Below are 24,844 nucleotides of genomic sequence, written 5' to 3'. Positions count from 1 at the left end.
CGGGCGATGCTCAGGCCACGCGGCCGGACGAACCGGAGTCGCCGGGCGAGATGAGCCTGATCCGAGGATTACCGGGGGACTTCAGCACGGCCAGATACTCGCGCGCCCACTTCCGCACGTCGGTGTTGCGCACGACCTCCATGAGGTCCGAATAGCGCTCCCGCCGCTCCGACACCGGCATCACGAGCGCTTCGCCGATGGCGTTCGCGATCTCCCGCTCGTCGTAGGGGTTGACGAGGAGGGCGCTGTCCATCTGCTCCGCCGCGCCAGCGAAGCGCGACAGGATGAGCACGCCCGGATCCTTCGGGTCCTGGGCGGCGATGAACTCCTTCGCGACGAGGTTCATGCCGTCCGCCAGGGGCGTCACGAGCGCGGCGTCGCTCATGCGGAAGAAATGCGCGAGGCACTCCCGGCTGTATCCCCTGTTGAGGTAGAAGAGCGGCGTCCAGTCGAGGTCGCCATAGGAGCCCAGGATGCGGCCCGTGATCTGCTCGAGCTCCTCCCGCAGGCTCGCATAGGCGTCGATGTCGGCGCGCGAGAGCGGCGCGATCTGCGTCAGCACGGCGCGCCCCGCGAGGTTCGCGGGATCGGAGAGGAACCGCTCGAAGGCGCGGAACTTCTGGGGCAAGCCCTTCGAGTAATCCAGTCGGTCGACGCCGATCAGCATGCCGTGACGGCTGGCGAGCTTGCGGAAGCGCTCCACCGAGTGGTCCGGCGGCGTCGTCTCCGTCGCCTTCTGGAAAGCCTCGACGTCGATCCCGATCGGGAAGGCCTGGATGGCGAGCGTCTTGCCGAAGACGGAGATGCGCGTGGCCGACAGCTCGACCGCGCCGAACTGCATCTGGAAATACTCGATGAGGTTGCGGCAGTCCCGCTCGGTCTGCAGGCCGATCAGGTCGTACGCCGCGAGGGTCCGGGCGATGACCTCGTGATCCGGCAGCGTCTGCATCAGCTGGGGCGGCGGCACGGGAATGTGGAGGAAGAAGCCGATGCGGTTCTGGATCCCCCACGACCTCAGCTCCGCCGCGAGCGGGATGAGATGATAGTCGTGGATCCAGATCAGGTCGTCTTCCTGCAGGAAGGGGTTCAGGCACTGCGCGAAGAGCTTGTTCGTCTGCCGGTAGCCCGCGAGGTCGCGGGAGCCATAGTCGACGAGGTCAGTGCGGGAATGGCAGAGGGGCCAGAGGACCGAGTTCGAATAGCCGGCGTAGTACTGGTTGAAGAGCTCCTTCGTCAGGGACACCGTGATGTAGGTGACGCCCTCCGCCTTCTGGACCTGAACCGAACTCGCCTGGTCGCTTGCGGCGAAGTCCCCTCCCCAGCCGAACCAGATGCCACCGTCGGCCTTCAGCGTGTCGTTCAGAGCCACCGCCATCCCGCCGGGCTGAGCGCCCTTCTGGGGTAGCGCCACACGATTCGACACAACTACAAGCCGCATTTCCCCACCTATTCTTATCGCCACGTTCTTGGGCAGGCTGAGAGCATGCCATCAAGGTGCGACGGGACCGTCACGGATGCTAAACAGGCGGCGGGTGAGCAGGGTTCCCGAAATGCTTGGTCGGAAAGCTGACAGAAAGCAGCGTGTGCAGTCGTTGCGCCATGCTTTCCAAGCATCGGGAAGTCTCCTTCGCCTGCCTTCGAGGTCCCGGCCCGTCCCATTCTGTCGAAACAACGCGCGCAGCGAAACGGCAAACAATAGGCAGGGCGTGCCGACGGGCCGGGCTCAGGCGAAGGCGCGGCGCTCGAGGGATCGGAAGGCGAGATCGAAGCAGACCGCCATCAGCGCGACAAGCATAGCTCCCTGAAGCACATAGGCTGCGTTGCCGGCCTGCAGGCCGGCGATGATCACCTCGCCGAGGCCCTTCGCACCGACGGTGCTGCCGATCGTCGCAGTCCCGATATTGATGATCGTCGAGATCCGGATGCCCGCGAGGATGACGGGAGCGGCGAGCGGCAGCTCGACCTGCATGAGAATGGCCCGCTTCGACATGCCCATGCCCCGCGCCGCCTCGAGCGTCGTCGCCGGCACGCCGCGCAGGCCCGCCACCGTGTTCTCGAAGACCGGCAGGAGGCCATAGGCGGCCAGCGCGATGAAGGTCGGCTGGAAGCCGAAACCGACGAGGGGCACCGTCATCGCCAGCACCGCGATGGGCGGGAAAGTCTGGCCGAGATTGGAGGTCATGCGCGCGAGCGTCATGAACTCGGCGCCTTTTTCCCGTGTCACGAGAATACCGAGTGCCACCGCGACGATCACCGCGACGGCCTCCGCGCTCGCCACGACGGCGATATGCCAGACCGCCAGCGCGATCAGCGACTGCCTGGTGTAGACGAGCGGCGTGCCGGGTTCCACGAGGAGCGACAGGAGCGGCGTGAACAGGCCCGGCTGGAGGGCGAGCGCCAGGAAGAGCGCGAGCGCCACGGCGAGGCCGATGAGACGCCCCCGCCTCATGCCCGGCGGCCGCCGGCGGCCCAGACGTCGTCCGCGCGGACCTCTCCGACGACCGATCCTGCCTCCAAAACAGGCAGCGTCTCCACGGCCTCCCAGATGATCCGGGAGGCCGCCTCGCGCAGCGTGTCGCCGGCGCCGAGACCGTTCACGGCCCGACCGCTCTCGCGGTCGATCAAGGTCTCGCCCCGCACCTCCCAGCGCCCGGTCGGCTCGCGGCGGATCTCGTCGACGGTGTGGAGCGACAGGATCCGCAGGGCCCGGTCGTCGAGCCCGACAAGGGTGCGCACGAAGCCCTGGCGCGGCTCGCGCAGAAGCTCTTCCGGGCTCGCGATCTGCAGGATCCTGCCCTCGTCCATGACGGCGATGGTGTCGGCGAGCTTGAACGCCTCGTCCATGTCGTGGGTCACGAGGATCACGGTCATGCGCCGCCGCCGCTGGATCGCCGCGAACTCGGCCTGCAGCCGCTGCCGGGTGATCGGATCGAGCGCGCCGAACGGCTCGTCCATCAGCAGGACGGCAGGCTCCGCCGCGATGGCGCGGGCGACGCCGACGCGCTGCTGCTGGCCGCCCGAGAGCTCCGAAGGGTACTTGCCGGCGAACTCGCCCGGGTCGAGCTGGAAGAGCTCCAGAAGCTCGCTCACGCGAGCCTCGATCCTCTCCCGCTCCCAGCCCATGAGCCGCGGCACGGTCGCAACGTTCCGGGCGACGGTCCAGTGCGGGAACAGCCCGATCCCCTGGATGACGTAGCCGATGCCGAGACGAAGCTGCTCGAGAGGCATGTCGAGCGCGTTGCGGCCGTCGATCATGACCTCGCCGGAGCTCGGGTCGACGAGCCGGTTGATCATGCGCAATGTCGTCGACTTGCCGCAGCCGGACGTGCCGACGAGCGCGAGGACGCAGCCGTCCCTGACCTCGAAGCTGATGCCGTCCACGGCGATACGGTCTCCGAAGCGCTTCGTGAGCTCTCGCACCTCGATCACGGGCGCCTCCGCTGCATCGTGTCGATCGCGGCGTCGAAGAGGATCGTCGCGACGATCGCCATCGCGATGATGGGGAGCGTGCCGAGAAGCACGAGGTCCATGGCGGTCTGCCCCATGCCGCGGAAGACGAGCGTCCCGAAACCGCCGCCGCCGATGAGCGCCGCCACAGCGGCGAGCCCGATATTCTGCACGACGACGATCCGCACGCCCGTGAGGATGACGGGCGCCGCAAGCGGCAGCTCGACCTGACGCAGCAGCGTCCAGCGCGTCATCCCCATGGCGCGGCCGGCCTCGCGCGTCTCGACCGGAACGGCCCGGAAGCCCGCCATCGTGTTCGCCACGACGGGCAGGAGCGAGTAGAGCGTCAGGGCGATCAGCGCAGGGGTCACGCCGATCCCCGCGATCCCGAACCGCCTCAGCTCCGGAATGGCGGCGACGAGCGCGGCCAGCGGGATCATGAGGAGGCCGAACATCGCGATCGACGGCGTCGTCTGGAGGATGTTCAGGATCGGCACGGCGACGGCCCGGGCGCGGGACGAGACGTGGCACAGCCAGCCGAGCGGCAAGCCGATGGCGAGCGCGGGAAGGAGGCTGCCGCCCACGAGGATCAGGTGCCCGCGAAACGCGGCCGCGAACGTGTCTGCGTTGGCCCGGTATTCCTGCATGAGCGAGAGGCTGTCGAACCAGCCGCTGGCGAGCGCCGCGGCGAGCGCCGCCGCCACGAACCCCGCGACTGCGAGCCGGACGAGCGGGCGCAGATCGAGCCGCATCAGCGCGTCTGCCGCCGCGAGCGCGAAGAACGCACAGGATAGCCAGAAGCCACCGCCGAGCGAGACCCTGGCGAATTGCGGTGCGTCGGCCATCAGGTCTTTCGCTCCGGCGCCGGCGACCGCCATGGCCAGGGCGACACCGAGGAAGCCGAGCAGCGCCCGTGCGGCCTGCCGGCCGGCAAGGACGGTCGCGCCGGCTAGGACGAACAGGGCGGCGGTGCCGACGAGCCCCCAGCCCTCCGCGACGTCCCAGACCTGCACGCCCTCTCCGGAGACGATGCGGTTCGGCCGGAAGCTGAGGAAGGGCAGCGCAAGGAGCGCGAGCACGCACGGAACCGCGTAGACGAGGGCCGCATGCGAAAAGGGCGCGCCGCTCCCGGCGCGCCGCTGCAGTGGAACGGAAATGCCCAACGGTCTTCGGTCAGTTCAGGAACCCGTTCGAGGCGAGATAGTCCTGGGCGACGGCCTGCGCGCTCTCGCCGCCGAGCTGGATGCGGGCATTGAGCGACTGCAGAGTCTCGAGGTCGAGGCTCTCGAAGACGGGGGCGAGCAGGCCCTCGATCTCCGGGTGCTGGTCTAGGACCTCCTTGCGGATGATCGGCGTGGGTGCATAGACGGGCTGCACCGACTTGTCGTCTTCCATGACCTTGAGGCCGACTTCCGCGATCGCGCCGTCGGTGCCGTAGACCATGGCGGCGTTCGCGCCGTCGGTCTGCTCGGCGGCGGCGCGGATGGTGGCGGCGGTGTCGCCGCCGGAGAGGATCAGGAGCTGGTCGGAGGACATGTCGAACCCGTAGGCTTCCTGGAAGGCGGGCAGCGCTGCGGGGGAGTTCACGAACTCCGAGGACGCCGCCAGCTTGATGTCGCCGCCGCCGGCGATGTACGCGCCGAGATGGGACATCGTCCCCAGGCCTTCGCCCGTGGCGAGATCCTGGCGGACCGCGATGGCCCAGGTGTTGTTCGCCGGCGAGGGCGTGAGCCAGACGATGTCGTTGGCTTCCATGTCGAGGCGCTTCGCCTCCTCGTAGCCCTTGTCGAAGTCCCGCCAGACGTCGGACTCGGCCTTGTTGAAGAAGAAGGCCGCGTTCCCTGTGTATTCGGGATAGAGGTCGATCTCGCCCGAGGTGATCGCCTGGCGCACGATCGGCGTGGCGCCCAGCCCGACGCGGTCGCTGACCTCGATGCCCGCATCCTGCAGCACGAGCTTGATCATGTTGCCGAGCAGGTTGCCCTCCGTGTCGATCTTGGAGGCGACCACGACCTGGGCGACCGCCCCCGATACGCTTCCGGCAGACAGGGCAAGGCCCAGTGCCGCGGCGGTGATGATCCTGCGCATTCTCGTTCTCCCCGTTGTCGAGCCCGGCAATCGGCCGCCCCTCGACGTCACCTCTTCGTTCGAGGCGGTGAATCTAGGAGGCTGCATCGTTCGGTCCAGCCACCGCTCCCGCTCCCTCGCGCACCTTATAGACGTTCGGACCGGACGCGAAGGCGGGGGCGCCCCTGCCGGTCCTAGAAGCGGCGCCAGACGGCCGCGATCGCGCCGATCTCCTGGGCGCGGCGTTCGCCCGCCACCGTCGAGACGGCCCCGAGCTGAAGCGACCAGCCACGCCACACCTCCCACACGCCGGAGATCTGCAGCTTGTGCCGCCGCGCATCGTCGTAGGGCCGCGCGGCGCTCGTGTCGGTGAAGGTGTTGAACGACTGCAGCATGACGACGAGACGCGGACGGGCTCTCCAGCCCAACGTGACGTCGGTCACGGCCTCACCCGGTGCGCCGCCGAAGTGCGCGCGGTAGCCGAGCTGCAGGTCGACGAAGGCGTCGCGCTTCACGAAGGTGAAGCTGCGGCCGCCCAGAAGGCGCAGCTCGACCTCGGGATCGAGATCCTCCGAGGAGAAGAGGTTGTTCTCGTCGCGGGTGCCGAGCGGGCGGGCCCGCGCCTCGATCGACAGGATCGACCTGTCGCTTCGCCAGAGCGCGCGGCGCACGCCGATCTCGGTGTGTCCGAAGCCGCGCCGCTCCCGCGAGACCGGCGGCCCGAGCTCGAGCGACTGGATCTGCGACTTCACGAGAAGCGTCCAATCGTCCGTCATCCCGTATTCGACGAGCAGTTCGAGCTCGGATTTCGAGATGTCCGGCAGGCCGATGCCCTGCCGCACGGCGGTGGTCGCGGTGGTGGTGATGATCGCCTGCCCCTCGCCCTGCGGCAGCGTCCAGGCGCCGGCCGTGGCGGGAGTCGCGAGCGAGACGGCGACGGCTGCGGCGAATGCCGGCAGCCCGAGGGCGGTTGCGATCCTACGCATACGAAGGCACGGCTCCGCGACCGGCGACTGCGGAGATGTCGCACCTCCCGGGGACCGCCTTTCGAAGAGAAAGACGGCGACCAGACGCTTCACCCCAGCCCGCCCGAACCGCACCTCAAGTCATCGATAGCGCGAATTCTTCCGGACGACAACAACGACCTTTATTCCCTCTCGAATACTGACGGAAATCGAATATGTGCTGCCGCCACCTGCGCAGAACCGACGAGCGGTCCCCGCGTTGGCGAAGGGTGCCACCACGACAGGCGGCCGAACCAAGCTGGAGCCGGGGATGCAGATCGAGGGACTGACCGAGAACGACGTGCGCCTTCTCGAGGAGCTTCTGCAAGCCCGGGGACCGTCAGGAGACGAGCGGGAGGTGCGCGAGGTCTGCCACAGAGCGCTCGAGCCGATCTGCGACGAGACGTGGGACGACGCGGCGGGCAACCTGATCGGCCTCGTCAAGGCCACGAGCCCCAAGCGCGACCCACTCTCGATCGTCGCCCACATGGACGAGATCGCGATGATCGTGAAGCGCATCGAGGAAGACGGCACGCTGAAGGTCACCAATCTCGGCGGGGTCCGCCCGATGAGCTTCGGGCAGTGCGCCGTCGACATCCTGGCCGACAAGCAGCACCTGACCGGCGCGCTGTCGCTCGGGTCCCTGCACCGGACCGGGAAGAGTGCCGAGATGCAGCATATCCGCGATCACGGCGTCGATTGGGGAGACGTCTTCGTTCTCACCGGGCTCACACCCGAGGAGCTCGGGGCTGCGGGGGTTCATCCCGGCACGCGGGTCGTGCTGTCGCGCGTGGAGCGGCATCTGGTGGAGGTGGGCAAGTGCCTGGGCGCCCACTTCATGGACGACCGGGCGCTCCTGCTCTCCGGGATCATCGCGATGAGGCGCCTGCGCGAGCGCCGGAGCGAGCTCAACCGTGACGTCTACTATGTCTGCTCCGTCAAGGAGGAGGTGACGAACTCGGGCGCCCAGTTCGCCGCCCACTCGCTGCCGGGGAACCAGATGATCGCGATCGAGGTGGGGCCGGTCGCGCAGGAGTACCAGACCTGGCTGACGGAACAGCCAATCATCTCCTTCGGCGACCAGAAGGGCCTCTACAGCCCCGATCTCATCGACGAGATCAGGGAGACGATGGCGATGGAGGGGATCAGGCCGCAGCTGGCGCTGCTCGAGTTCTTCGCCTCCGACGCGAGCGCCAGCGAAGCCTCCGGCCTGAAGCCCCAGACTGCGGTGATCTGCATCCCCACGCAGAACACCCACGGATTCGAGGTGATCCACAAGGGTGCGATCGACACGATGGCCCGGGTGCTCGTGCGCCATCTCACCCGATGACCCGGGGGTGACTCAGCTCCCGAGCGGGACGACGACCGCGCCAAGCGCGGCTCGAAGATCCCCGGGCGCGAGGCGCAGCTGCAGGCCTCGCTGCCCGCCGTTCACGTAGACATGCGGCTCGGCCATCGCGGTCTCCTCGAGTGCGGTCGGCACGCGCTTGCGCTGCCCGAAGGGGCTGATGCCCCCGACGTGGTAACCCGTCAGCCTCTCGGCGTCGGCGGGGCGCATCATCTGCGCCGACTTGCCGCCGAATGCGGCCGCGAGCCTCTTCATGCTCACCTCGCGGTCCGACGGCACCACGGCGCAGACCGGCCTGCCGTCGACCTCGGCCATCAACGTCTTGAGGACGCGGGCGGGCGGCTCGCCGAGCGCCGCCGCCGCCTGAAGCCCGATGCTCGGGGCATCCGGATCGTAGTCGTAGGTGTGGAGCGTGAAGGCGACCCCCACCCTCTTCAGCGCGAGCGTCGCCTGCGTCGTCTTCGACATGGGCCGGGGGCGACCTGGGCGATCACGCCACGCCGTAGCCGACCATCCCCTTCGTCTCGAGAAACTCCTCGAGCCCCCAGTCCGCGAATTCGCGGCCGTTGCCGGACTGCTTGAAGCCGCCGAAGGGAGCGGCGAGGTCGAAGCTCGGGTAGTTGATGTGGACGAGGCCGGCGCGGATGCGGCGCGCGACGCGGCGCGCGTGCTCGATGTCCGTCGACTGGACATACGCTGCGAGGCCGTACGGCGTGTCGTTCGCCATGCGGATCGCCTGCTCCTCGTCGGCGTAGCCGATGATCGAGAGGACGGGACCGAAGATCTCCTCGCGCTCGATGCGCATGCCGGGCTCGACGTCGGCGAAGATCGTGGGGCGCGGATAGTAGCCGCGGTTGAGGCTCTCCGGCCGCCCGGGCCCGCCGGCGACGAGCTTCGCGCCTTCGGCGATGCCCGCGTCGATGAGGCCCTGCACCTTGTCGTACTGCATCTGGCTGACGAGCGGGCCCATCTCCGTCTCCTCCGAGCGCGGATCGCCCACCTTCACCGCCTCGGCCACGGCCTTCGCGATGTCGGCGGCCTCGGCCATGCGCTCGCGCGGCACGAACATGCGGCTCGGCGCGTCGCAGGACTGGCCGGTGTTGTCCATCATGCCGGAGGCGCCCTGGCTCACCGCGCTCTCGAAATCGGCGTCCGGCAGGATGATGTTCGGAGACTTGCCCCCGAGCTCCTGATGGATGCGCTTCACGGTGGGTGCGCCGGCGATCGCCACCGCCGTGCCGGCCCTGGTCGAGCCGGTGAAGGAGACCATGTCGACCTCGGGATGCTCGGCGATCGCCTGCCCGACCTCGGGGCCGGTGCCGTGCACCATGTTGAAGACGCCCTTCGGCAGGCCGATCCCGTCGATCATCTCGGCGAAGAGCACCGCGTTCAGGGGCGCGATCTCGCTCGGCTTCAGGATCATCGTGCAGCCGGCCGCGATCGCCGGGGCGACCTTGCACACGATCTGGTTCATCGGCCAGTTCCACGGCGTGATCATGCCGACCACGCCGACCGGCTCCTTCACGATGCGCGTCGTGCCGCGGCTCTCTTCGAAAGAGAAAGTCTCGAGGCTCTTCACCATCTGCTTCAGGTGGCCGAGACCCGCGGCCGCCTGCTGTTCGCGCGCGAAGGTGATGGGAGCCCCCATCTCGCGGCTGATCGTCTGCGCCATCTCCTCGTAGCGCGCCTCGTATGCTTCGACGAGGCGCCTGAGCATCGCGAGCCGCTCCTCCAGGGGAACGACCGCGAAGCCATCGAAGGCCGCGCGCGCCGCCGCCGCCGCCCGGTCGACATCCGCCCGTGTGCCGAGGGCGATCGTCTCGAAGGCCTCCTCCGTCGAGGGGTCGATCACGTCGAGCGTGGCCGAGCCCGCGGGCTCGACCCAGGCTCCGTCGATGTAGAACTGACGCGCGTGCATCTTCGATCTCCTCAAATCCTGGAGCCTGCTCGCCCGCCCGCGCAGCGGTCGCGGAACGATCGCGTCCGTCGAAGGCTTGAGAGCGGCAGGAGGGGTGGTGGCCGATGCGCCCGAGACTAGCACCGCCCCCCGCATGATCAACCGGACAGAACGCACATCGGAGGAGCCCGCATCTGATGGACGGTCTGCGAGATCGCATCAAGCGCTTCGCCGCCGCCGACGTGTCGGCGGGCAACCGGCTCGAACTGCTCTGCGACGGCCGCACTGCCTATCCCCGCATGCTCCAGCTGATCGACGAGGCGAGGCGCTCGCTCGCGATGGAGCAGTACCAGTTCATGCCGGACGAGGTGGGCGACCGCTTCATCGACGCCCTCGCCGCCGCAGCCAGGCGGGGGGTCGAGGTGCGGCTCATCCTCGACTGGCTCGGCTCCTCGACGATCGGCATGCGGCGGCTCGGCCGGCTGCGCCGGGCCGGCGGCGAGCTACGATGGTTCAACCGACCGAGCCCGCTGCGGCGCTGGTTCGGGATCCTGCCGCGCGACCACCGCAAGCTGCTCGTCGCCGACGGCGAGCGGGCGGTGACCGGCGGCATCGGCGTCGGCGCGATGTGGGAGGACGGCGACCGGCCACCGTGGCGCGACAACGGCGTCTTCATTGCCGGCCCGGCCGTGAAGCAGCTCGCCAGGGCGTTCGACGCGATGTGGAGCCGGTCGGGCCGCAACGGCTGGGACCGCTTCGACGTGACGGACGAGCTCGAGCCGGGGCGGGGCCGCGCGGAGGGCGACGGCGTCGTCGGGGTCGTCAAGGGCGCGCCGAGCCACTGGACGATCGCACGGGCGATGCAGGTGCTCTCGGTGCTGGCGAACGAGAGGTTCTGGATCTGGGACGCCTATTTCGCCCCGTTTCCCGCAGCCGAGGCGGACGCGCTCGCCGCGGCCGCGCGGGACGGGGTGGACGTGAGGCTCATCCTGCCGAGCCGCTCGATCCCCGGCTGGGTCCGCCCGGTGACGCGCACCTACTACCGCACGCTGATCGAGACCGGCGTGCGGATCTACGAGTGGAAGCAGGGCATGATGCACGCGAAGTCGAGCGTGGTCGACGGCGAGTGGTCGCGCATCGGCTCGACCGACTTCAACCCGCTCGGCATCGCGATAAATTTCGAGCTCGACGTGATCGCGCTCGACCGCGCCTTCGCGGAGACGATGGAGGCGCAGTTCCTCCGCGACCTCGAGGGGTGCGAGGAGATCCGGCTCTAGCTGACTCAACCTGAAGTTGCACGGAGGGTAGATGACGATTATCCTGCCGTCCTGGCGTTGGTCGGGGGTGCACCATGGAACGTCTGAGGGACGCGTATGGCGTGTTCGAGGTGGCGGTCAAAGTGCTCGCGGGCACGCTCGTCATCGTCGCCGCCGCCGGCTTTCTGATCCCGCCGCTCGGCACTGCGGTCCATGTCCTCACCGCCTGGCGCTTCGGTGCCACGGGCTATGTCTATTACGGCGTGGGTAAGAACGGCGAGCCGACGCAAGCCGGCAAGCTCTACCTGATCAGGACCGGCTCTCGTGACTATGACAGCATCGGGTTCGGCGACAAGCTGCAGGCCGCGAGCCTCAAGTATTTCAGAGACGGGCCCTCGGCGAGCGCACCGGCCATTTTCATCCTGCAGCGGGGCGAATGCGTGACCGTGCTCGCAAAGGTCTGGAAGTCGGTTTCCGAATGCTCCGTCTCGGGCGGCTGGCTCCGTGTCGCCACCAGCGGTTGCGGCCTCTTCAGGTGAGGCCGCGCTCTACCGCCCGCCGAGCGCGCGGTAGAGCTTCTGCCCGGCGCGGCCGGTCGGCTCCATGCCGAAGCGCTGCTGCGCCGACCTGATGCCCTCGCGGGTCGCGGGGCCGATCTTGCCGTCGGGCTCGCCGATATTGTAGCCGGCCGCGATGAGAAGCCGCTGGAGCTGCAGCCGCTCCGCCCGGTTCAGCGGACCGTCATCCGTCGGCCAGGGCGTGCGGAGCGGCGGATAGCCGGCGAGCCGGTCGGCCAGATGCGAAATCGCCAGCGCGTAGGATTCGGCCTGGTTGTAGGAGTAGATCGCGTCGAAGTTCGGAAAGACGAGGAAGCCGGGGCCCCGCGGCCCCGCCGGCAGGAGGAGCCCCGCCTGTGCACCGCCGGAAAGCGGCGAGCCGTCCGCCCGCACGACGCCCCGCTGGCCCCAGGTCGAGAGGGAGGCGCGGTTCTTCCGGCCGGTCGGGCCGTTGTAGTTGTTCGGCGCCTTCACCTCGATCATCCACGAGGCGCCGGGCGTCCAGCCGCCGCGGCGGAGGTAGTTCGCGGTCGAGCCGAGTGCGTCGGGCACCGAGTCGACGAGGTCGCGCCGGCCGTCTCCGTCGAAGTCGACGGCGAGACGCTCGTAGGTCGTCGGGATGAACTGCGTCTGTCCGAACGCGCCCGCCCACGAGCCGTGGAGCTTCTCCAGCCGCAGGTCGCCCCGGTCGACGAGCTTCAGCGCGGCCATCAGCTCGCCGCGCCAGAACGCCTCGCGCCGGCCGCCGCGGCAGGTCAGCGTCGCCAGCGCGTGCGGCAGGAAGTTGTCCCCGGCCTCGCGGCCGTAATCGGTCTCGACGCCCCAGACGGCGGCGATGACGTGGCGATCGACGCCGAAGCGCTGCTCCGCGGCCCGCAGGACGTTGTCGTAGCGCCGCATCATCGCCTGCCCGTCGGCCACGCGCTGGTCGTCCACGAGAAATCCGAGATAGTCCCAGATCGGCGTCTTGAACTCCGGCTGGACCTGCGAGAGGCGCTCGACCTTCTCGTCGGGCGCCTGGATGTTCAGCGCCTGCGCGATGATGCCGCGGTCGACGCCGGCACGCGCCGCCTGGTCCCGCAGATTGGCGACACAGGACGAGAAGCCCTGCGCTGATGCCTGGCTCATCAAGGCGAGCATGACCAGCGTGCCGATCGCGATGCGCTGCATGGCGTTGTGTCCTCCTCCGACGAATTCCTGCCGCAACACCGGATCATACGGGATTCGGGCCCTTTCGTGAGCCGGGCGGCCTTCTCCTGTCGCCGATTTGATCTGACAGAGGCCGATCGGCCCCACAGGGAGCGGTGCCGAACCTTCCCGCGACAGCACGCCTCGCGTCAGAACCGCGTCACCCGGTAGGGCGCTAGGTCGATCGTGGGCGGCGCGCCGGCGGCGAGGTCCGCGACGAGGCGGGCGGTCATCGGAGCCCCCGTCATGCCGAGATGGCCGTGACCGAAGGCGAGGAGGATGCCGGCATGGCCGGGCGCCCGATCGATGACGGGAAGGCTGTCCGGCAGCGAGGGCCGGCAGCCCATCCATTCGAGTGGCTCGGCCTGCGGCAGGTCCGGGAACATCCGGCAGGCCTCGCGCGCGAGCGGCCGGGCCCGTTCGTAGCGGGGCGCGGCGTCGACGCCGGCGATCTCGACGGTGCCGCCGACCCTGAGGCCCTCCGCCATGGGCGCGGCGATGAAGCTGCGATCGGCGTTCATGATCGACCGGCTCGCAAGGCCGGTCGCGCCGGGAAAGCGGACGTGGTAGCCGCGCTCCGTCTCGAGCGGGACCCCGATTCCGATCTGCGCCACGAGCCGATGCGACCAGGCACCGGCCGCCACGACCACGATGTCGGCCCCGAGGACTCGGCCGTCGCCGAGGGTCACGCGGCCGCCGCCGCCCTCCCGCGGCGCGAGGCGGACGACCTCGCCCCGCTCGACCGTCCCGCCGCCGCGGCGCAGGCCGTCGGCCATCGCGGCCACCGCCGCGCCGGGATCGAGAAGCTGGCCGTGACGCGGCAGGAAGATCCCGCGGGCGAAGATCGGCGCGAGACGCGGCTCGAGCTCCGCGATCTCCGGCGGGCTCACCCACCGCATCTCGACACCGTGGCGCTCGCGCAGGGCGTGGCCCGCGGCCTCCGAGCGCGACGGCGCCGGCGATTCCCAGAGGATGAGCTGCCCGCGCCGCGTCACGAGCTCGCGAAAGCGTGCCTCGCCGAGGAGGAAGCGGTAGCCGTCGACGGCGCCGTCGAGCAGTGGCTTCAGGCCCGCAGCGGATTCCGCGGCCCTGCTCTCACGGCTCGCCAGCACCCAGCGCACGAGCCATGGCAGCGCCTTCGGCAGGTAGCCCCAGCGCACGTGCAGCGGCCCTTCCGGATCGCTCAGCCAGCCCGGCACCTTGCGCAGCATGCCGGGCAGCGCCATCGGTGTGATCGCCTGCTCGCTGAGCGAGCCGGCATTGCCGAAGGAGCAGCCGCGGCCGGGATCGAGCCCGTCGACGAGGGTGGTGGCGAAGCCGTTGCGGGACAGGCAGAGGGCGGTGGCGGTGCCGATCGCCCCGGCCCCGACGACCAGCGCCGTCGCGCCCGCCCTTGCCGCGCCGCCGGACATACCGCGTTACTTCGCGGCCGAGACGACGATCTCGATCAGCACGTCCTTGCCGAGCTCCGCCACGCCGATCGTGGCGCGCGTCGGCAGGTGCTCGGCCGGAAGCCACTCGAGCCAGGCCTCGTTCATGCCGTCCTTCTGGGAGAAGTCGCTGATATAGATCATGGCGGTCAGCAGGCGCTCCTTCGAGGAGCCCACCTTGCCGAGCAGATCGTCGATCTTGCCGCAGATCTGCGCGGTCTGGCCCTTCATGTCCTGCGACAGGTCGTCGGCGACGAGCCCGCCGAAATGAAGAACGCCGTTATGCTCCACGACGCGGTGGTTGATCTTCGTCTGGAAGTGGCGGGTGATCATCTCGAGGCGGTCCTTTTCATCTGGTCGGTCGAGGAAGGGGTGACTTATTCCGCGGCGAGCTCTTCCCCGTCGTCCGCCGCCGCCGCGATCTCTCCGAGCGTGAGCGGCTTGAGCGGGGGCCTTATGCCGTAATAGCCGACGGCATCGTGGGCCACGCCGCGCCCGGCCGCGACGATCTCGACCACAGGGAGGCCGCAGACACGGCCCTGGCAGGGCCCCATGCCGCAGCGCAGGAACGACTTGAGCTGGTTCGGGCCGGGCGCGCCGAGCGAGACCGCATGGCGGATGTCGCCGGCCGTCACCTCCTCGCAGCGGCACACGACGGTCGCGTCGGCGGGCTGGAGGATCTCGGGCGAAGGGGCGTAGAGGTGCTCGAGGAGCGGCCGCACGGCGAGGTCGCGCTTCAGCGCGCGCTCGATCTCGCCGTAGCCCGAGCCGGTGGCGCGCCCGGCCTTCTCCGCCACCCGCAGGCCGGCGATGCGGCCCTCGAGCGCCGCCGCCTTCGCGCCGCCGATGCCCCCGCCGTCGCCCGCCAGGAAGAAATTCGGGACGCTCGTTTCCATGAAGCGGTCGCGCCGCGGCAGGAAGCAGCGCTGGGCCGGGCTCCACTCGTGGGCGCAGCGCATGAGGCGTGCGACCTGCGGGTTCGGCACCACGCCCTGATGGAGCGCGACGCACGCCGTCTCCAGGCGATGCTCCCGCCGCCCTGTCCGGAACGCGACATGGGACACGCGCTCGCGTCCCTCGATCCGGACGTCGGAGGCGCCGCGATAGACGGGCACGCCGGCCGCCCGCACCCGGCGCATCATCTTGAAGCCCTTCGACACGTAGTCCGAGGCGCCGAACAGCGAAGAGGCGTGCCTCGCCGCACCGAGGTAGCGGCCGCACGGCACAGTCTCGACGATCGCCCGCGGCGGCCGGCCGGCCTCGCAGAGCTGGCTCGCGGCGAGCCAGATCAGCGGCCCGCTGCCGACGAGCACGGCCTCGTCGTCGGCGAGCCCGCTCGTCTTCAGGAGGATCTGCAGCGCCCCGACCGTCATGACGCCCGGAAGCGTCCAGCCGGGCAGCGGCGTCGGCCGCTCGACCGCGCCCGTCGCGACCACGACCGCGCCGGCGGCGGCCCGGCGGGAGCGGCCGCCGACCGAGACGTCGATCAGGCCCTCGGGGTCGATTTGCCAGGCGAGCGCGCCGGGGAGATAGTCGGCACCGCTGTCGCGGAACGCCCGCACGGCGGCCAGGCCTGCGGCGTAGTCGTCGCCGAGAACCTGCAGGCGAGCCGCGTTCGCGGCCTCGATGCCGCGCCAGATCTGGCCGCCGGGCGTCGGCTGCTCGTCCACGACGAGGACGGAGAGACCGTGCGTCCGGGCCTCGACGGCCGCGGCCATGCCTGCGGGACCGGCGCCGATGACGGCGAGATCGACCCTCCTCATGGCGTGGCTTCCCGCGCGCCTTCCTGGCGGCGGACATCCATGCCCTCCGCCACGACGACCATGCAGGCCTGCCGGTTCGGCACGCCGTCGATCTCGACCAGGCACTCGAAGCAGGTGCCCATGAAGCAGAACGGTCCCCGCGGCGCGCCGCTCGCCGGCGTCGTGCGGACGCTGCGCTCGCCGTGGGCGAGGATCGCCGCGGCGACGGTGTCGCCTGCCCGCGCCTCGACGCGGCTGCCCTCGAAGAAGAATCCGACCTGTCCGCCGGCCCCTGCGTCAGTTCGCTCGAACATCGAACCTCCCCGAGGTGAAGGCCGACAGCTCCTCGCCGAGCGCGCCGAGCGCGATCATCGGCGCGAGCGCCTGCGCGTGCGCGCCGGCAAGGGTGACGCCCGAATGGCAGTTGACGGTGAAGGCGCCGGGATGGCTCTCCGACTGCTCGTAGAGCGGGTAGCCGTCCGGCGTCATGACGCGAAGCGCCGCCCACGAGCGTACGACGCGGACAGTCGCGAGCCAGGGTAGCGTCCGCACGGCGTGCGCCGCGATGGCGGAGATCACCCCCGTGCCGGAGCGCGTGTCGAAGCCAGCGTCTTCCTGGCTGTCGCCCATCATGATCGTGCCCTCCTCCGTCTGGCGGATCACATGGGTCGGCATCGTCAGCACCGGCTTCGTGCGCTCGGTCACGAGGATCTGGCCCTTGAGCGGGCGCACCGGCACGTCGAGCCCGACCTGCGCGCCGAGCTCGCGATTGCCGAGGCCGGCGGCAAGGACGACCTTGCCCCCGGAGAAGGTCTCGCCGCCCGCCTCGACGCGGAAGCCGCCGCCATCCTTCTCGATACGCTGCACCCGGTGATCGGCGAAATAGGCACCGGTCCGCTTCGCGAGCCCGGCATGCAGGCCGCGCAGCAGGCGGAGTGGGCTCGCATGTCCGTCATGCGGCGAATAGCTCGCGCCCAGTACGTCTGGACCGATCGAGGGCACGAGGTCCTGAACCTCCTTGCGATCGAGGATGCGCGTGCCGTCGCCGCCGGGGCCATGGACGTTGTGCATCCGGTGGATCATAGCGCGCCGCGCCTCGATCTCCGCCTCGCTGAAGCAGAAATGCAGGCCGCCGGGCTTGTGGTAGTCGGGCGCGATGCCGGTGTCCTCTGCCAGAAGCTCGGCGAAACCGGGCCAGAGATCGGAGGAGCGGCGCGTCCAGCGGGCATATTCGGGGCGGCCGTCGCCTTTCGACTGCACCCAGACGAGGCCGAAATTGCCGCGCGAGGCGCGGAAGGCGACGTCGCCCTCGTCGAGCACGGCAACGCTCTCGCCCTCCCGGGCGAGCCCGTATGCGACGGCGGCGCCGACGAGCCCGCCGCCGACGACGATCGTGTCGTATCGCCTCATGGCCACGCCTTTCGGCCGGCGGCCGGGACGGGGCCGCAGCCGGACGAGGAAAGGCAGGGGGTGTCCGCGCCGGACACGATGATCGGAGACATCCTCATTTGTCGTGTTGTCCGCTGTGCCCGGCCGCTACCACCCGGCGACGGCGGTGGGCCGTCGCTGGTCGGAGGCACCCTCGCGCATGCCCGTGCGCTCGTTCGCGACGATCGTGCACACGGCGCCGGCGGCATATTCCCATTCGGGCCATTCGCGCACGTCGTGGCCGAGCGCGCGAAGCTCCTCTTGTGTGTCGGGGCCGATCCGCGCCTCGACGCGCAGGAGACCCGGATCGTAGGAATGCGGCTCGGAGGAGCGGGGGTAGGAGAATGTCGCGAAGCGCGGCTCGTCCACCGCCTGCTGCGGCGCCATCCCCCAGAGATGGATGTTGAGGAAGGTCTGGAGCATCGCCTGCGGCTGCACGTCGTTGCCGGGCGAGCCGAACGGCATCACCCACTCGCCGGGCTTCACCGCCATCGCCGGGCTCGGCGTCAGGCGCGGCCGGCGGCCCGGCCCCAGAACCGCCGGCGCATCAGCCTCGACCCAGGACTGCATGCCTCGGTTCGAGGGGACGAAACCGAGCCCCGGGATGACCGGCGCCGCGGCCGAGCCGTCGCTCGGCGTCGCGGAGAAGGCGTTGCCGGCGGCGTCGACGGTGCAGACATACGACGTGTCGAGTTCGCTCACCGCATCCTCCGGCCGCGCGGCGTGCGGCGCCGGGGCGGCGAAATCGCGCGGCAGACCCGGCTCCGGCATGCCCGGCGCGGCCCGTGCCGTATCCACGAGCTTCGCCCGGTCGGACATGTAAGCCGGCGAAAGAAGCTCGTCGAGCGGCACGTCCACGAAGTTCGGATCGCCGAAATAGGCGTGGCGGTCGGCATAGGCGAGCTTCAGCGTCTCGACGATGCGGTGGATGTAGGCTGAGCTGTTGTGGCCGAGCGAGACGAGGTCCTGCCCGTCGAGCATGCCGAGCGTCTGGGCGAGCACCGGCCCCTGGCACCATGCGCCGCAGCTGTGAACCTCCATGCCCCGGAACGAGACGCGGCGGGCCGTCTCCTGCTCGACGCGGAAGTTCGCGAGGTCGTCCATGCGCAGCCAGCCGCCATTCGTCTCGTGATAGGCGACGATCGTCCTCGCTATGTCGCCGCGGTAGAAGGCGTCCCGCGCCGCCTGTAGGCCCGCGAGCCGGCCGCCGCGCGCCGCCGCGGCCGCCTCCTCGGCGATCATGTGGTCGATCGTGTCGGCGAGGTCGGACTGGACGAAGAGATCGCCCGGCTGCGGCGGCTTGCCGCCCGGCAGGAAGATCGGCGCGCTCGTCTCCCAGCTCGCATATTCCTCCGCATGAGCGGCAATGATGTCGGTCATCAGCGAGGGAACCGCGAAGCCCTCGCGCGCGAAGCGCCGCGCGGCGAGCGCGACCTCGCCGTAGGACATGGTGCCGAAGCGTTCGAGCGCCGTGATCCAGGCGTCGGGCGCGGCCGGCACGACGGTCCTCAGGATGCCCTTCGGGATGCGGCCGCCATTGCGCCGGAAATGCTCGACATCGGTCAGCGCCGGCCAGTGGCCGAGCCCGCTCAGCGTGACGACCTCGCCCGTCTCCGCCATGCGGATCATGATCGGGGCGACGCCGCCGAAGCTCACATACTCGCTCTGGAGCACACCGAGCGCGATGCCGCCGGCGACCCCGGCATCGACGGCGTTGCCGCCGGCCTCGAGGGCTTGGAAGGCCGCCTGCGCCGCGAGATAGTGTCCGGCCGCCGCCATGTGCTTGCGGCCGATGATGCGGGCGCGGTGTGGTGCTGACATGTCCCGATACTCTCCCGTCCGATCCCTGCCCCCGGTCACGACCCCGCTCCCGCTCCAGCGCCGAGACGCTCCGACCTGTTCCGCCTATAAAGGACGACGGAGGAGAGCACGGAGCCAGCGATCAGGAGCCAGAGGACTATCGTGATCGGGCGGTCGAAGAACACCATGAAGTTCCAGCCGGACATCGCGAGGCTCTGCACGAAGTACTGCTCCGCCATCGGCCCGAGAACGAGGCCCAGCACGACCGCGCTCAACGGGTATTGCCAGCGCTGCAGGAGGAAGCCGAGGAGCCCGAAGCCCATCATCACGCCGAGGTCGAAGGCTTCGCCGCGATAGGCATATGCGCCGACGGAGGCGGCGGCTATGACGCAGGGCACGAGGACGGGAATCGGGATGCGGGTGATGCGGTAGAACGTGCCCGCGGCGATCGCGCCGAACACGATCATCACGATATTGCCGAGAAGCAGGTAGGTCACGAGCGTCTGGATCAGCGGCAGCTGCTCGACGAAGAGCCGCGGGCCCGGCCGCAGCCCCATATACATCATGACGCCCATCAGCACCGCGGCCGCCCCCGAACCGGGAATGCCGAGCGCGAAGGTCGGGATCAGGGCGCCGCCGACCACCGCGTTATTCGCGGATTCCGGGGCGACGAGGCCCTCGGGGCTTCCCTTGCCGAACTCCTCGGGCTTGCTCGAGACGCTCTTGGCGATCGTGTAGGACACGAAGGAGGCGATCGAAGCCCCGGCGCCCGGCAAGGCGCCGATGAAGGTGCCCGAGATCGTGCCGATCAAGAGGGCCTTCCAGTAGCGGAACGTCTCGAACATGCCGACGACGGTGCGACGGAAGGTCGGCGCCGCCACCTCCTCGGTCTGCACGAGATCCTTCTCGGCCATCAGCGACAGCATCTGGGCGATGCAGAACAGGCCGAGCAGCGCCGGGATGAACGGAAAGCCCTCGTAGAGATGCGGCGAGCCGAAGACGAGGCGCGGCTCCGCCCAGTAGGGGTCGACACCCACCGCCGCGATGCCGAGGCCGAGCGCGCCGGCGAAGAGCGACTTCAGCATTCGCTCCAGGTCGATCGAGCCGACGATCGACAGGCCGAAGATCACGAGCACGAAGAGCTCGGGCGGGCCGAAGCTCAAGGCCGCCTTCGCGAGGACCGGCGCGAGGAAATGAAAGCAGATGACACTGACGATGCCGGCGATGGCCGAGCCCATCGCGACCATGGCCAGGGCTTCCGACGCCCTGCCCTTCCGGGTCATCTTGAAGCCGTCGATCACCGTCGCGGCCGCGCCCGCGTCGCCCGGGACGCCGACGAGCACGGCAGGAATGCCCCCGCCGTAATGCGTGCCGCCGAAGATGCCGATCAGGAACACCATGGCGTTCAGCGGCGACATCGAGATCGCGATCGGCAGGACGAGCGCCATCGCGGAGCTGCCACCGAAGCCCGGCAGCGCGCCGAAGAACATGCCGACGAAGATGCCGGCGACGGTGACGAGGAAGGTCGTGAAGTCGACGTTGGACAGGATCTCGATCACGGGCGGATGTCCGGTTTCGTCTCGGCCGATGCGATGGCGGCCGTCACAGCGAGACCCCGAAGGTCCACGTGAAGAGGAGGTAGATGCCGGCCGGCAGCAGCACCGCCACGGCGAGAGCCCTGACGACCGGCTGGCCGAGGAGCAGCATCGCGGCGGCGAGGAACACGGGCGCGGCAGCCATGAAGCCGAAGAGCCAGAAGCCGATGACGAAGACGACCGCCAGGCCGTAGACGAGCGGCGCCTGCGAGGGGGGCGCGGCCTTCGCCGCCTCCCCTCCTCTCTTGCGGTACTCGGCCAGCACGATGAGCACTGCCAGGATGCAGAGCACCGTCAGGATGGTGCGGGGGAAGATCGTGCTTTCCGCCGGAAGCCCCACCGTCAGGGCGATATAGAGGATCGAGTAGACGATCCCGATGATCGGCAGGAACGCCTCGCGCAACCATGCCACGTGACCTGACTCCTTGCTCGCGCGACCGGCAGGGTCACTCGCGGGTCTTCGCCGCGTCGACGAGCGCCTTGTACTGCTGCATCAGCTCGGCCGTCTCGTTCATCTCGGTCTGCGCGTCCTCGGGGCCCACCCACTCGAAGGGGAAGCCCATGCGCTCGAGCGCCTCCTGATACTCCGGCGAGTGAACCGCTTTCTCGAAGGCCGCCTCGAGCCTCGCGAAGCCCTCCGGGTTCTCTTCCGCGAAGACCCTCGTGACCATCAGGCCGCGCGAGGAGCTGAAATGCGGGATTTTCATCTCCTCCGGCAGCTGCTCGTCGAAGATCTGAGTGTCGGGGAACAGGTCCGTGCGCTCCTTCGCGACGACGCCGAGGCCGCGGATCTCGTCGCTGATGACGGCGATCGAAGCCGGCCGCGAGATGCCGACGTCGAAATGCCCGCCGACCACGTTCGACATCACCGGGCCGCCGCCGCCGACATTGACGGCGCGGAACTGCACGCCCGCCTTTTCCTCCAGGATCGCGAGCGACAGGTACTGCTCGCCGGTGAAACTGCCGGTGGCGACCGTGATCTCGCCCGGCCGCTCGCGCGCCGCCTCGATGAGGTCGTTCATGTCCTGGTACGGGGAGTCGTTGCTCACGAACCAGATCGGCACGTCGCGGCCGATGATGCCGACCGGCACGAGATCCTCGTGCGTGTAGCGCGGCGTGTCGAAGACGGTGGTGTTCGTGAAGTGCGGCTCGCTCAGCGCGCCGATCACGTGGCCGTCGCGGCCCTTCATGTAGACGTATTCGAAGCCGATGCGGCCGCCGGCGCCCGCCTTGTAGTTGAAGACGAAGGGCTGCCCGAGCTCCGCCTCCATGAGCGGCTTCAGCGGCAGCATCGTCTGGTCCATGCCGCCGCCCGGCGAGAACGAGATGACGAGCTCGACCGGCTTCTCCGGCCATTCGGCATGGGCGGGAAGCGAGAGTCCCGCCACCATCATGAAGGCAAGAAGGCAACGTCCGATATTCATGCTGTTCTCCTGGAAGTTCGACGTCTCCCCAGGGCGACGGGCGAGTTCACCACGTTTTCTCGCGTGCGGGCGCCAGCCGGGGCAGAGAGACGGGGGGTGGCCGCGCGCTTCTCCGGCGCGCTGCAGATGATGCTAACTGCCGCAGGGACATGTTGTCGAATATCATCTTCAGCGGGTAATATGCGCCGGTGATATATCGAGACTGCCCGTGAACCACCGCGCGATCGAGGCCTTCAGGGCCGTCATGACCACCGGGACGATGACCGAGGCGAGTCGCGTGCTGCGGACCTCGCAACCGGCCGTCAGCCGGATGATCTCCGATCTGGAGCGCTCCCTGGGCCTGAGCCTCTTCGACCGACGGCACGGGCGGGTGGCCCCGACGAAGGAGGGCCTGAGGCTGCTCGAGGCCGTCGAGCGCTCCTATCGCAGCCTGGATTCGGTCCTTCAGTTCGCGGCCGACCTTCGGGATTTTCGCGACGTCCAGATCGCGGTCGCTGCCATGCCGGCGCTCTGCCTCGACCTGGTGCCGCTCGCCGTGTCGGACTTCCTCGCGGCCTATCCCAAGGCGCGTGTCGCGGTGCACGCGCGCAGCTCTCGGCAGGTGATCGACTGGATCATCGCCCAGCAGACCGACATCGGCCTTGCGACGCCGCCCTACGACGTTCGGGGCGTCGCCTGCGACCTCGCGGTGGAGGTGCCGCTTCTCTGCATCCTCCATCCCGAGCACAGGCTTGCGGGCAAGCGCGAGATCCGGGCCGACGACCTCGACGGCGAACGGATCATCTCGCTGTCGAACTCGCTGACGCGCCATCGGTTGCAGCAGGCGTTCGACGAGGCCGGGGTTCGGCTCGAGCCCGGCGTGGAGACCCCGCTGTCGATCGTGGCGGCGAGACAGGTCGAGCTCGGCACGGGCATCGCGCTCGTCGAGCCCTACACCGCGGCCTTCTGCGCCGGGCGGCGTATCGTGGCGCGGCCCTTCGTGCCGGAGATCGGCTTCAGCTTCGGCCTCCTGAGGCCCGACCACGCGGTCGAGGGCCACGCCGCGGCCGTGTTCCGGGAGATACTGATCGAGCGCCTCACGACGACGGGGCTTCCCTGCGGCGCGTCACCGACGGTGACCCGGTCCGTGCGGCAGGACAGGTGAGACGCGCGCGGCAGCTGTCCCCGGTTGGCGCGACGGCCACGCAGGCCGTCGGCAAGATTCAGGCCCGGCGGCTCCCCGCCGGTCGACACGCCCTCTCCGGGCGCTTCAGCAAGATGAGGGCCGGCGCGGAGGCGCCGACCCTCTTCATTCGCAGGGTGGCCGTCACACGACCATGAAGTCGGCGGCCGTCATGGCGAGGCCGGTGTTCAGGGTGGCGAAGCGGATCTGTGCCGCGCCGCCCGAGCCGTCGGCGTCGTAGAAGAGGTCGCCCGTCGCCTGGTTGTAGATGACGTGGTCGTCGGCATCCGCCGCCGCCGCGCCGATCCGGAAGGAGGAGGCCGACAGGGCACCGACCGACAGCGCGGCGAAGACCGCGTTGTCGAGCCAGATCGTGTCGTCGGCGACGACGAAGCCCGTGATCTGGTCGACATTCGTCGCGGCGTTCAGCGCCGTGTCGAACAGGAAGACGTCGTTGCCCGCCCCGCCGTTCAGCGTGTCGTTGCCGACGCCGCCCGCCAGCGTGTCGTCGCCGACTCCTCCGATCAGACTGTCGCTGCCGCCGCCGCCGTACAGGGAGTCGTTGCCCGCGCCGCCGTTCAGCGTGTCGTTTCCGCCGAGACCGAACAGCGTGTTGGCGCCCGCATCCCCCGCCAGCAGGTCGGCGAAGCCCGAGCCCACGAGGTTCTCGATCGAGGTCAGCACGTCGCCGGCCGCATCGCCGCCGGCCGCCGTGTTGTTCCACAGCGCGACGGTCACGCCGGCCGAGGACGAGGCGTAGTTCGCCGTGTCGATGCCGCCGCCGCCGACCAGCGTGTCCGCCCCCACGCCGCCGATCAGCGTGTCGCTGCCGCCCATGCCGTAGAGCGCGTTCGCGCCGCCGTCGCCGATCAGGATGTCGCCGAAGCCCGAGCCGACGAGGTTCTCGATCGAGGTGAGCACGTCTCCGGTGGCATGCCCTCCGGAAGCCGTGCCGGCCGCCAGCGAGATCTGCACGGCCGCGCCAGACGAGGCGTAGTTGGCCGTGTCGGTGCCGCCGCCGCCATTCAGCGTATCCGCACCCGCGCCGCCGATCAGCGTGTCGTCGCCGCCCATACCGTAGAGCGCGTTCGCGCCGCCGTCGCCGGCCAGGATGTCGCCGAAGGTCGAGCCAACGAGGTTCTCGATCGAATAGAGAGCGTCCCCGGTCGCATCGCCACCGGCAGCCGTGCCTGCCTGCAGCGAGATCTGCACCGCCCGCCCGAGGAGGCGTAATTCGCCGTGTCGATGCCGAGACCGCCGCCAATGATGTCGGCACCGGCGCCCCGACCAGCGTGTCGTTGCCAGCCGAACCTTCGAGCCGGTCATTGCCGTCACCGCCGTTCAGGAGGTCATTGCCGGCGAGGCCGTAGAGCGCATTCGCATTGGCATCGCCGACGAGCGTGTCGCCGAAGGAAGAGCCGACGACGTTCTCGATCTCGACCAGCGTGTCACCCGCCGCGTCGCCGCCAGCGCCCGTGCCGGCCAGCAGCGAAACCTCG

23 protein-coding genes and 1 pseudogene are annotated in these 24,844 nt (G+C 69.6%); 4 read left to right on the top strand and 20 right to left on the bottom strand.

All coding sequences use genetic code 11. The features are described from left to right. Nucleotides 1-10: 10 nt before the first annotated feature. The 6 genes from N177_RS00490 to N177_RS00465 all read right to left on the bottom strand — a co-directional run bounded on the left by N177_RS00490 (nucleotide 11) and on the right by N177_RS00465 (nucleotide 6,500). Nucleotides 11-1,438 carry an alpha,alpha-trehalose-phosphate synthase (UDP-forming) gene (locus N177_RS00490; protein ID WP_081718296.1) on the bottom strand — a complete coding sequence of 476 codons (1,428 nt, stop codon included), beginning with the start codon at nucleotides 1,436-1,438 and terminating at the stop codon, nucleotides 11-13. A 285-nt stretch (nucleotides 1,439-1,723) separates the two neighbouring features. Beyond that, a complete protein-coding gene (locus N177_RS00485) occupies nucleotides 1,724-2,449 on the bottom strand; it encodes an ABC transporter permease (protein ID WP_023430256.1) in 726 nt (241 codons plus the stop codon). Further along, nucleotides 2,446-3,429, bottom strand: coding sequence for an ABC transporter ATP-binding protein (locus N177_RS00480; protein ID WP_023430255.1), 984 nt, complete (start codon nucleotides 3,427-3,429; stop codon nucleotides 2,446-2,448). Before N177_RS00480 ends, N177_RS00485 begins: the two co-directional genes overlap by 4 nt. Then, entirely contained in the window at nucleotides 3,426-4,526 is a 1,101-nt protein-coding gene (locus tag N177_RS00475; RefSeq protein ID WP_051402189.1) for an ABC transporter permease, read from the bottom strand. The genes N177_RS00480 and N177_RS00475 overlap by 4 nt, the downstream gene beginning before the upstream one ends. A 94-nt stretch (nucleotides 4,527-4,620) precedes the next feature. Continuing rightward, nucleotides 4,621-5,535, bottom strand: a complete 915-nt coding sequence (osmF, locus tag N177_RS00470; protein ID WP_040484872.1) for a glycine betaine ABC transporter substrate-binding protein OsmF — start codon at nucleotides 5,533-5,535, stop codon at nucleotides 4,621-4,623. A gap of 173 nt (nucleotides 5,536-5,708) precedes the next feature. Further along, the gene (locus N177_RS00465) at nucleotides 5,709-6,500 is read right to left on the bottom strand and encodes a hypothetical protein (RefSeq protein ID WP_023430252.1); all 792 of its coding nucleotides are present in this window, start codon (nucleotides 6,498-6,500) and stop codon (nucleotides 5,709-5,711) included. A 289-nt stretch (nucleotides 6,501-6,789) separates the two neighbouring features. Between N177_RS00465 and N177_RS00460 the strand changes: the two genes are divergently transcribed. Next, nucleotides 6,790-7,848: a hypothetical protein gene (locus N177_RS00460; protein WP_023430251.1), complete on the top strand. Its 1,059-nt coding sequence runs from the start codon at nucleotides 6,790-6,792 to the stop codon at nucleotides 7,846-7,848. Between the two features lie 12 nt (nucleotides 7,849-7,860). Here N177_RS00460 and ybaK read toward each other — a convergent pair whose 3' ends face one another. Then, nucleotides 7,861-8,334, bottom strand: coding sequence for a Cys-tRNA(Pro) deacylase (ybaK, locus tag N177_RS00455; protein ID WP_023430250.1), 474 nt, complete (start codon nucleotides 8,332-8,334; stop codon nucleotides 7,861-7,863). Between the two features lie 22 nt (nucleotides 8,335-8,356). After that, nucleotides 8,357-9,784, bottom strand: a complete 1,428-nt coding sequence (locus tag N177_RS00450; RefSeq protein WP_023430249.1) for an aldehyde dehydrogenase family protein — start codon at nucleotides 9,782-9,784, stop codon at nucleotides 8,357-8,359. A 176-nt stretch (nucleotides 9,785-9,960) separates the two neighbouring features. On the opposite strand from N177_RS00450, the gene N177_RS00445 reads away from it, so the two are divergent. Continuing rightward, entirely contained in the window at nucleotides 9,961-11,040 is a 1,080-nt protein-coding gene (locus tag N177_RS00445; RefSeq protein WP_023430247.1) for a phospholipase D-like domain-containing protein, read from the top strand. A gap of 101 nt (nucleotides 11,041-11,141) precedes the next feature. Next, on the top strand, nucleotides 11,142-11,558 hold the full coding sequence (locus N177_RS00440; protein ID WP_023430246.1) for a hypothetical protein: 417 nt from the start codon (nucleotides 11,142-11,144) through the stop codon (nucleotides 11,556-11,558). 9 nt (nucleotides 11,559-11,567) lie between these two features. Here the strand turns inward: N177_RS00440 and N177_RS00435 are convergent, their stop codons facing one another. The 10 genes from N177_RS00435 to N177_RS00390 all read right to left on the bottom strand — a co-directional run bounded on the left by N177_RS00435 (nucleotide 11,568) and on the right by N177_RS00390 (nucleotide 22,183). After that, nucleotides 11,568-12,746 carry a lytic murein transglycosylase gene (locus N177_RS00435; protein WP_023430245.1) on the bottom strand — a complete coding sequence of 393 codons (1,179 nt, stop codon included), beginning with the start codon at nucleotides 12,744-12,746 and terminating at the stop codon, nucleotides 11,568-11,570. Between the two features lie 167 nt (nucleotides 12,747-12,913). After that, a complete protein-coding gene (locus N177_RS00430) occupies nucleotides 12,914-14,176 on the bottom strand; it encodes an NAD(P)/FAD-dependent oxidoreductase (protein ID WP_023430244.1) in 1,263 nt (420 codons plus the stop codon). 6 nt (nucleotides 14,177-14,182) lie between these two features. Beyond that, nucleotides 14,183-14,527 carry a RidA family protein gene (locus N177_RS00425; RefSeq protein WP_023430243.1) on the bottom strand — a complete coding sequence of 115 codons (345 nt, stop codon included), beginning with the start codon at nucleotides 14,525-14,527 and terminating at the stop codon, nucleotides 14,183-14,185. 44 nt (nucleotides 14,528-14,571) lie between these two features. Beyond that, the gene (locus N177_RS00420; protein ID WP_023430242.1) at nucleotides 14,572-15,957 is read right to left on the bottom strand and encodes an FAD/NAD(P)-dependent oxidoreductase; all 1,386 of its coding nucleotides are present in this window, start codon (nucleotides 15,955-15,957) and stop codon (nucleotides 14,572-14,574) included. Further along, nucleotides 15,954-16,250: a (2Fe-2S)-binding protein gene (locus N177_RS00415; RefSeq protein ID WP_023430241.1), complete on the bottom strand. Its 297-nt coding sequence runs from the start codon at nucleotides 16,248-16,250 to the stop codon at nucleotides 15,954-15,956. Before N177_RS00415 ends, N177_RS00420 begins: the two co-directional genes overlap by 4 nt. Then, nucleotides 16,234-17,346 carry an NAD(P)/FAD-dependent oxidoreductase gene (locus N177_RS00410; protein ID WP_023430240.1) on the bottom strand — a complete coding sequence of 371 codons (1,113 nt, stop codon included), beginning with the start codon at nucleotides 17,344-17,346 and terminating at the stop codon, nucleotides 16,234-16,236. Before N177_RS00410 ends, N177_RS00415 begins: the two co-directional genes overlap by 17 nt. Nucleotides 17,347-17,472: 126 nt before the next feature. Continuing rightward, on the bottom strand, nucleotides 17,473-19,185 hold the full coding sequence (locus N177_RS00405) for a gamma-glutamyltransferase family protein (protein ID WP_023430239.1): 1,713 nt from the start codon (nucleotides 19,183-19,185) through the stop codon (nucleotides 17,473-17,475). A gap of 35 nt (nucleotides 19,186-19,220) precedes the next feature. Continuing rightward, complete coding sequence (locus tag N177_RS00400) at nucleotides 19,221-20,723, bottom strand: tripartite tricarboxylate transporter permease (protein ID WP_023430238.1); 1,503 nt, start codon at nucleotides 20,721-20,723, stop codon at nucleotides 19,221-19,223. A gap of 43 nt (nucleotides 20,724-20,766) precedes the next feature. Next, nucleotides 20,767-21,171, bottom strand: a complete 405-nt coding sequence (locus N177_RS00395) for a tripartite tricarboxylate transporter TctB family protein (protein WP_023430237.1) — start codon at nucleotides 21,169-21,171, stop codon at nucleotides 20,767-20,769. A 34-nt stretch (nucleotides 21,172-21,205) separates the two neighbouring features. Then, the gene (locus N177_RS00390) at nucleotides 21,206-22,183 is read right to left on the bottom strand and encodes a Bug family tripartite tricarboxylate transporter substrate binding protein (RefSeq protein WP_023430236.1); all 978 of its coding nucleotides are present in this window, start codon (nucleotides 22,181-22,183) and stop codon (nucleotides 21,206-21,208) included. A gap of 208 nt (nucleotides 22,184-22,391) precedes the next feature. Here N177_RS00390 and N177_RS00385 point away from each other — a divergent pair, with 208 nt between their 5' ends. Further along, nucleotides 22,392-23,327 (top strand): LysR substrate-binding domain-containing protein, encoded by a 936-nt coding sequence (locus N177_RS00385; protein ID WP_023430235.1) that lies wholly within the window; start codon nucleotides 22,392-22,394, stop codon nucleotides 23,325-23,327. A 162-nt stretch (nucleotides 23,328-23,489) separates the two neighbouring features. Here the strand turns inward: N177_RS00385 and N177_RS00380 are convergent, their stop codons facing one another. Then, complete coding sequence (locus N177_RS00380; RefSeq protein ID WP_023430234.1) at nucleotides 23,490-24,557, bottom strand: calcium-binding protein; 1,068 nt, start codon at nucleotides 24,555-24,557, stop codon at nucleotides 23,490-23,492. A gap of 70 nt (nucleotides 24,558-24,627) precedes the next feature. After that, nucleotides 24,628-24,780, bottom strand: a pseudogene (locus N177_RS22345) (hypothetical protein); the annotation flags it as partial. Between the last annotated feature and the right edge of the window lie 64 nt (nucleotides 24,781-24,844).

Origin of the sequence: Lutibaculum baratangense AMV1 (assembly GCF_000496075.1) — a bacterium.
Taxonomy (GTDB): domain Bacteria; phylum Pseudomonadota; class Alphaproteobacteria; order Rhizobiales; family Tepidamorphaceae; genus Lutibaculum; species Lutibaculum baratangense.
The sequence above is the reverse complement of the archived record's forward strand: the minus strand, read 5'-3'. Positions and strand labels throughout refer to the sequence as shown.

What these genes read in the sequence shown, in the direction of transcription:
- N177_RS00490 (WP_081718296.1), bottom strand. Translation starts at nt 1,438, where the DNA reads ATGCGGCTTGTAGTTGTGTCGAATCGTGTGGCGCTACCCCAGAAGGGC.
- N177_RS00485 (WP_023430256.1), bottom strand. Translation starts at nt 2,449, where the DNA reads ATGAGGCGGGGGCGTCTCATCGGCCTCGCCGTGGCGCTCGCGCTCTTC.
- osmF (WP_040484872.1), bottom strand. Translation starts at nt 5,535, where the DNA reads ATGCGCAGGATCATCACCGCCGCGGCACTGGGCCTTGCCCTGTCTGCC.
- N177_RS00465 (WP_023430252.1), bottom strand. Translation starts at nt 6,500, where the DNA reads ATGCGTAGGATCGCAACCGCCCTCGGGCTGCCGGCATTCGCCGCAGCC.
- N177_RS00460 (WP_023430251.1), top strand. Translation starts at nt 6,790, where the DNA reads ATGCAGATCGAGGGACTGACCGAGAACGACGTGCGCCTTCTCGAGGAG.
- ybaK (WP_023430250.1), bottom strand. Translation starts at nt 8,334, where the DNA reads ATGTCGAAGACGACGCAGGCGACGCTCGCGCTGAAGAGGGTGGGGGTC.
- N177_RS00450 (WP_023430249.1), bottom strand. Translation starts at nt 9,784, where the DNA reads ATGCACGCGCGTCAGTTCTACATCGACGGAGCCTGGGTCGAGCCCGCG.
- N177_RS00445 (WP_023430247.1), top strand. Translation starts at nt 9,961, where the DNA reads ATGGACGGTCTGCGAGATCGCATCAAGCGCTTCGCCGCCGCCGACGTG.
- N177_RS00435 (WP_023430245.1), bottom strand. Translation starts at nt 12,746, where the DNA reads ATGCAGCGCATCGCGATCGGCACGCTGGTCATGCTCGCCTTGATGAGC.
- N177_RS00430 (WP_023430244.1), bottom strand. Translation starts at nt 14,176, where the DNA reads ATGTCCGGCGGCGCGGCAAGGGCGGGCGCGACGGCGCTGGTCGTCGGG.
- N177_RS00425 (WP_023430243.1), bottom strand. Translation starts at nt 14,527, where the DNA reads ATGATCACCCGCCACTTCCAGACGAAGATCAACCACCGCGTCGTGGAG.
- N177_RS00420 (WP_023430242.1), bottom strand. Translation starts at nt 15,957, where the DNA reads ATGAGGAGGGTCGATCTCGCCGTCATCGGCGCCGGTCCCGCAGGCATG.
- N177_RS00415 (WP_023430241.1), bottom strand. Translation starts at nt 16,250, where the DNA reads ATGTTCGAGCGAACTGACGCAGGGGCCGGCGGACAGGTCGGATTCTTC.
- N177_RS00410 (WP_023430240.1), bottom strand. Translation starts at nt 17,346, where the DNA reads ATGAGGCGATACGACACGATCGTCGTCGGCGGCGGGCTCGTCGGCGCC.
- N177_RS00405 (WP_023430239.1), bottom strand. Translation starts at nt 19,185, where the DNA reads ATGTCAGCACCACACCGCGCCCGCATCATCGGCCGCAAGCACATGGCG.
- N177_RS00390 (WP_023430236.1), bottom strand. Translation starts at nt 22,183, where the DNA reads ATGAATATCGGACGTTGCCTTCTTGCCTTCATGATGGTGGCGGGACTC.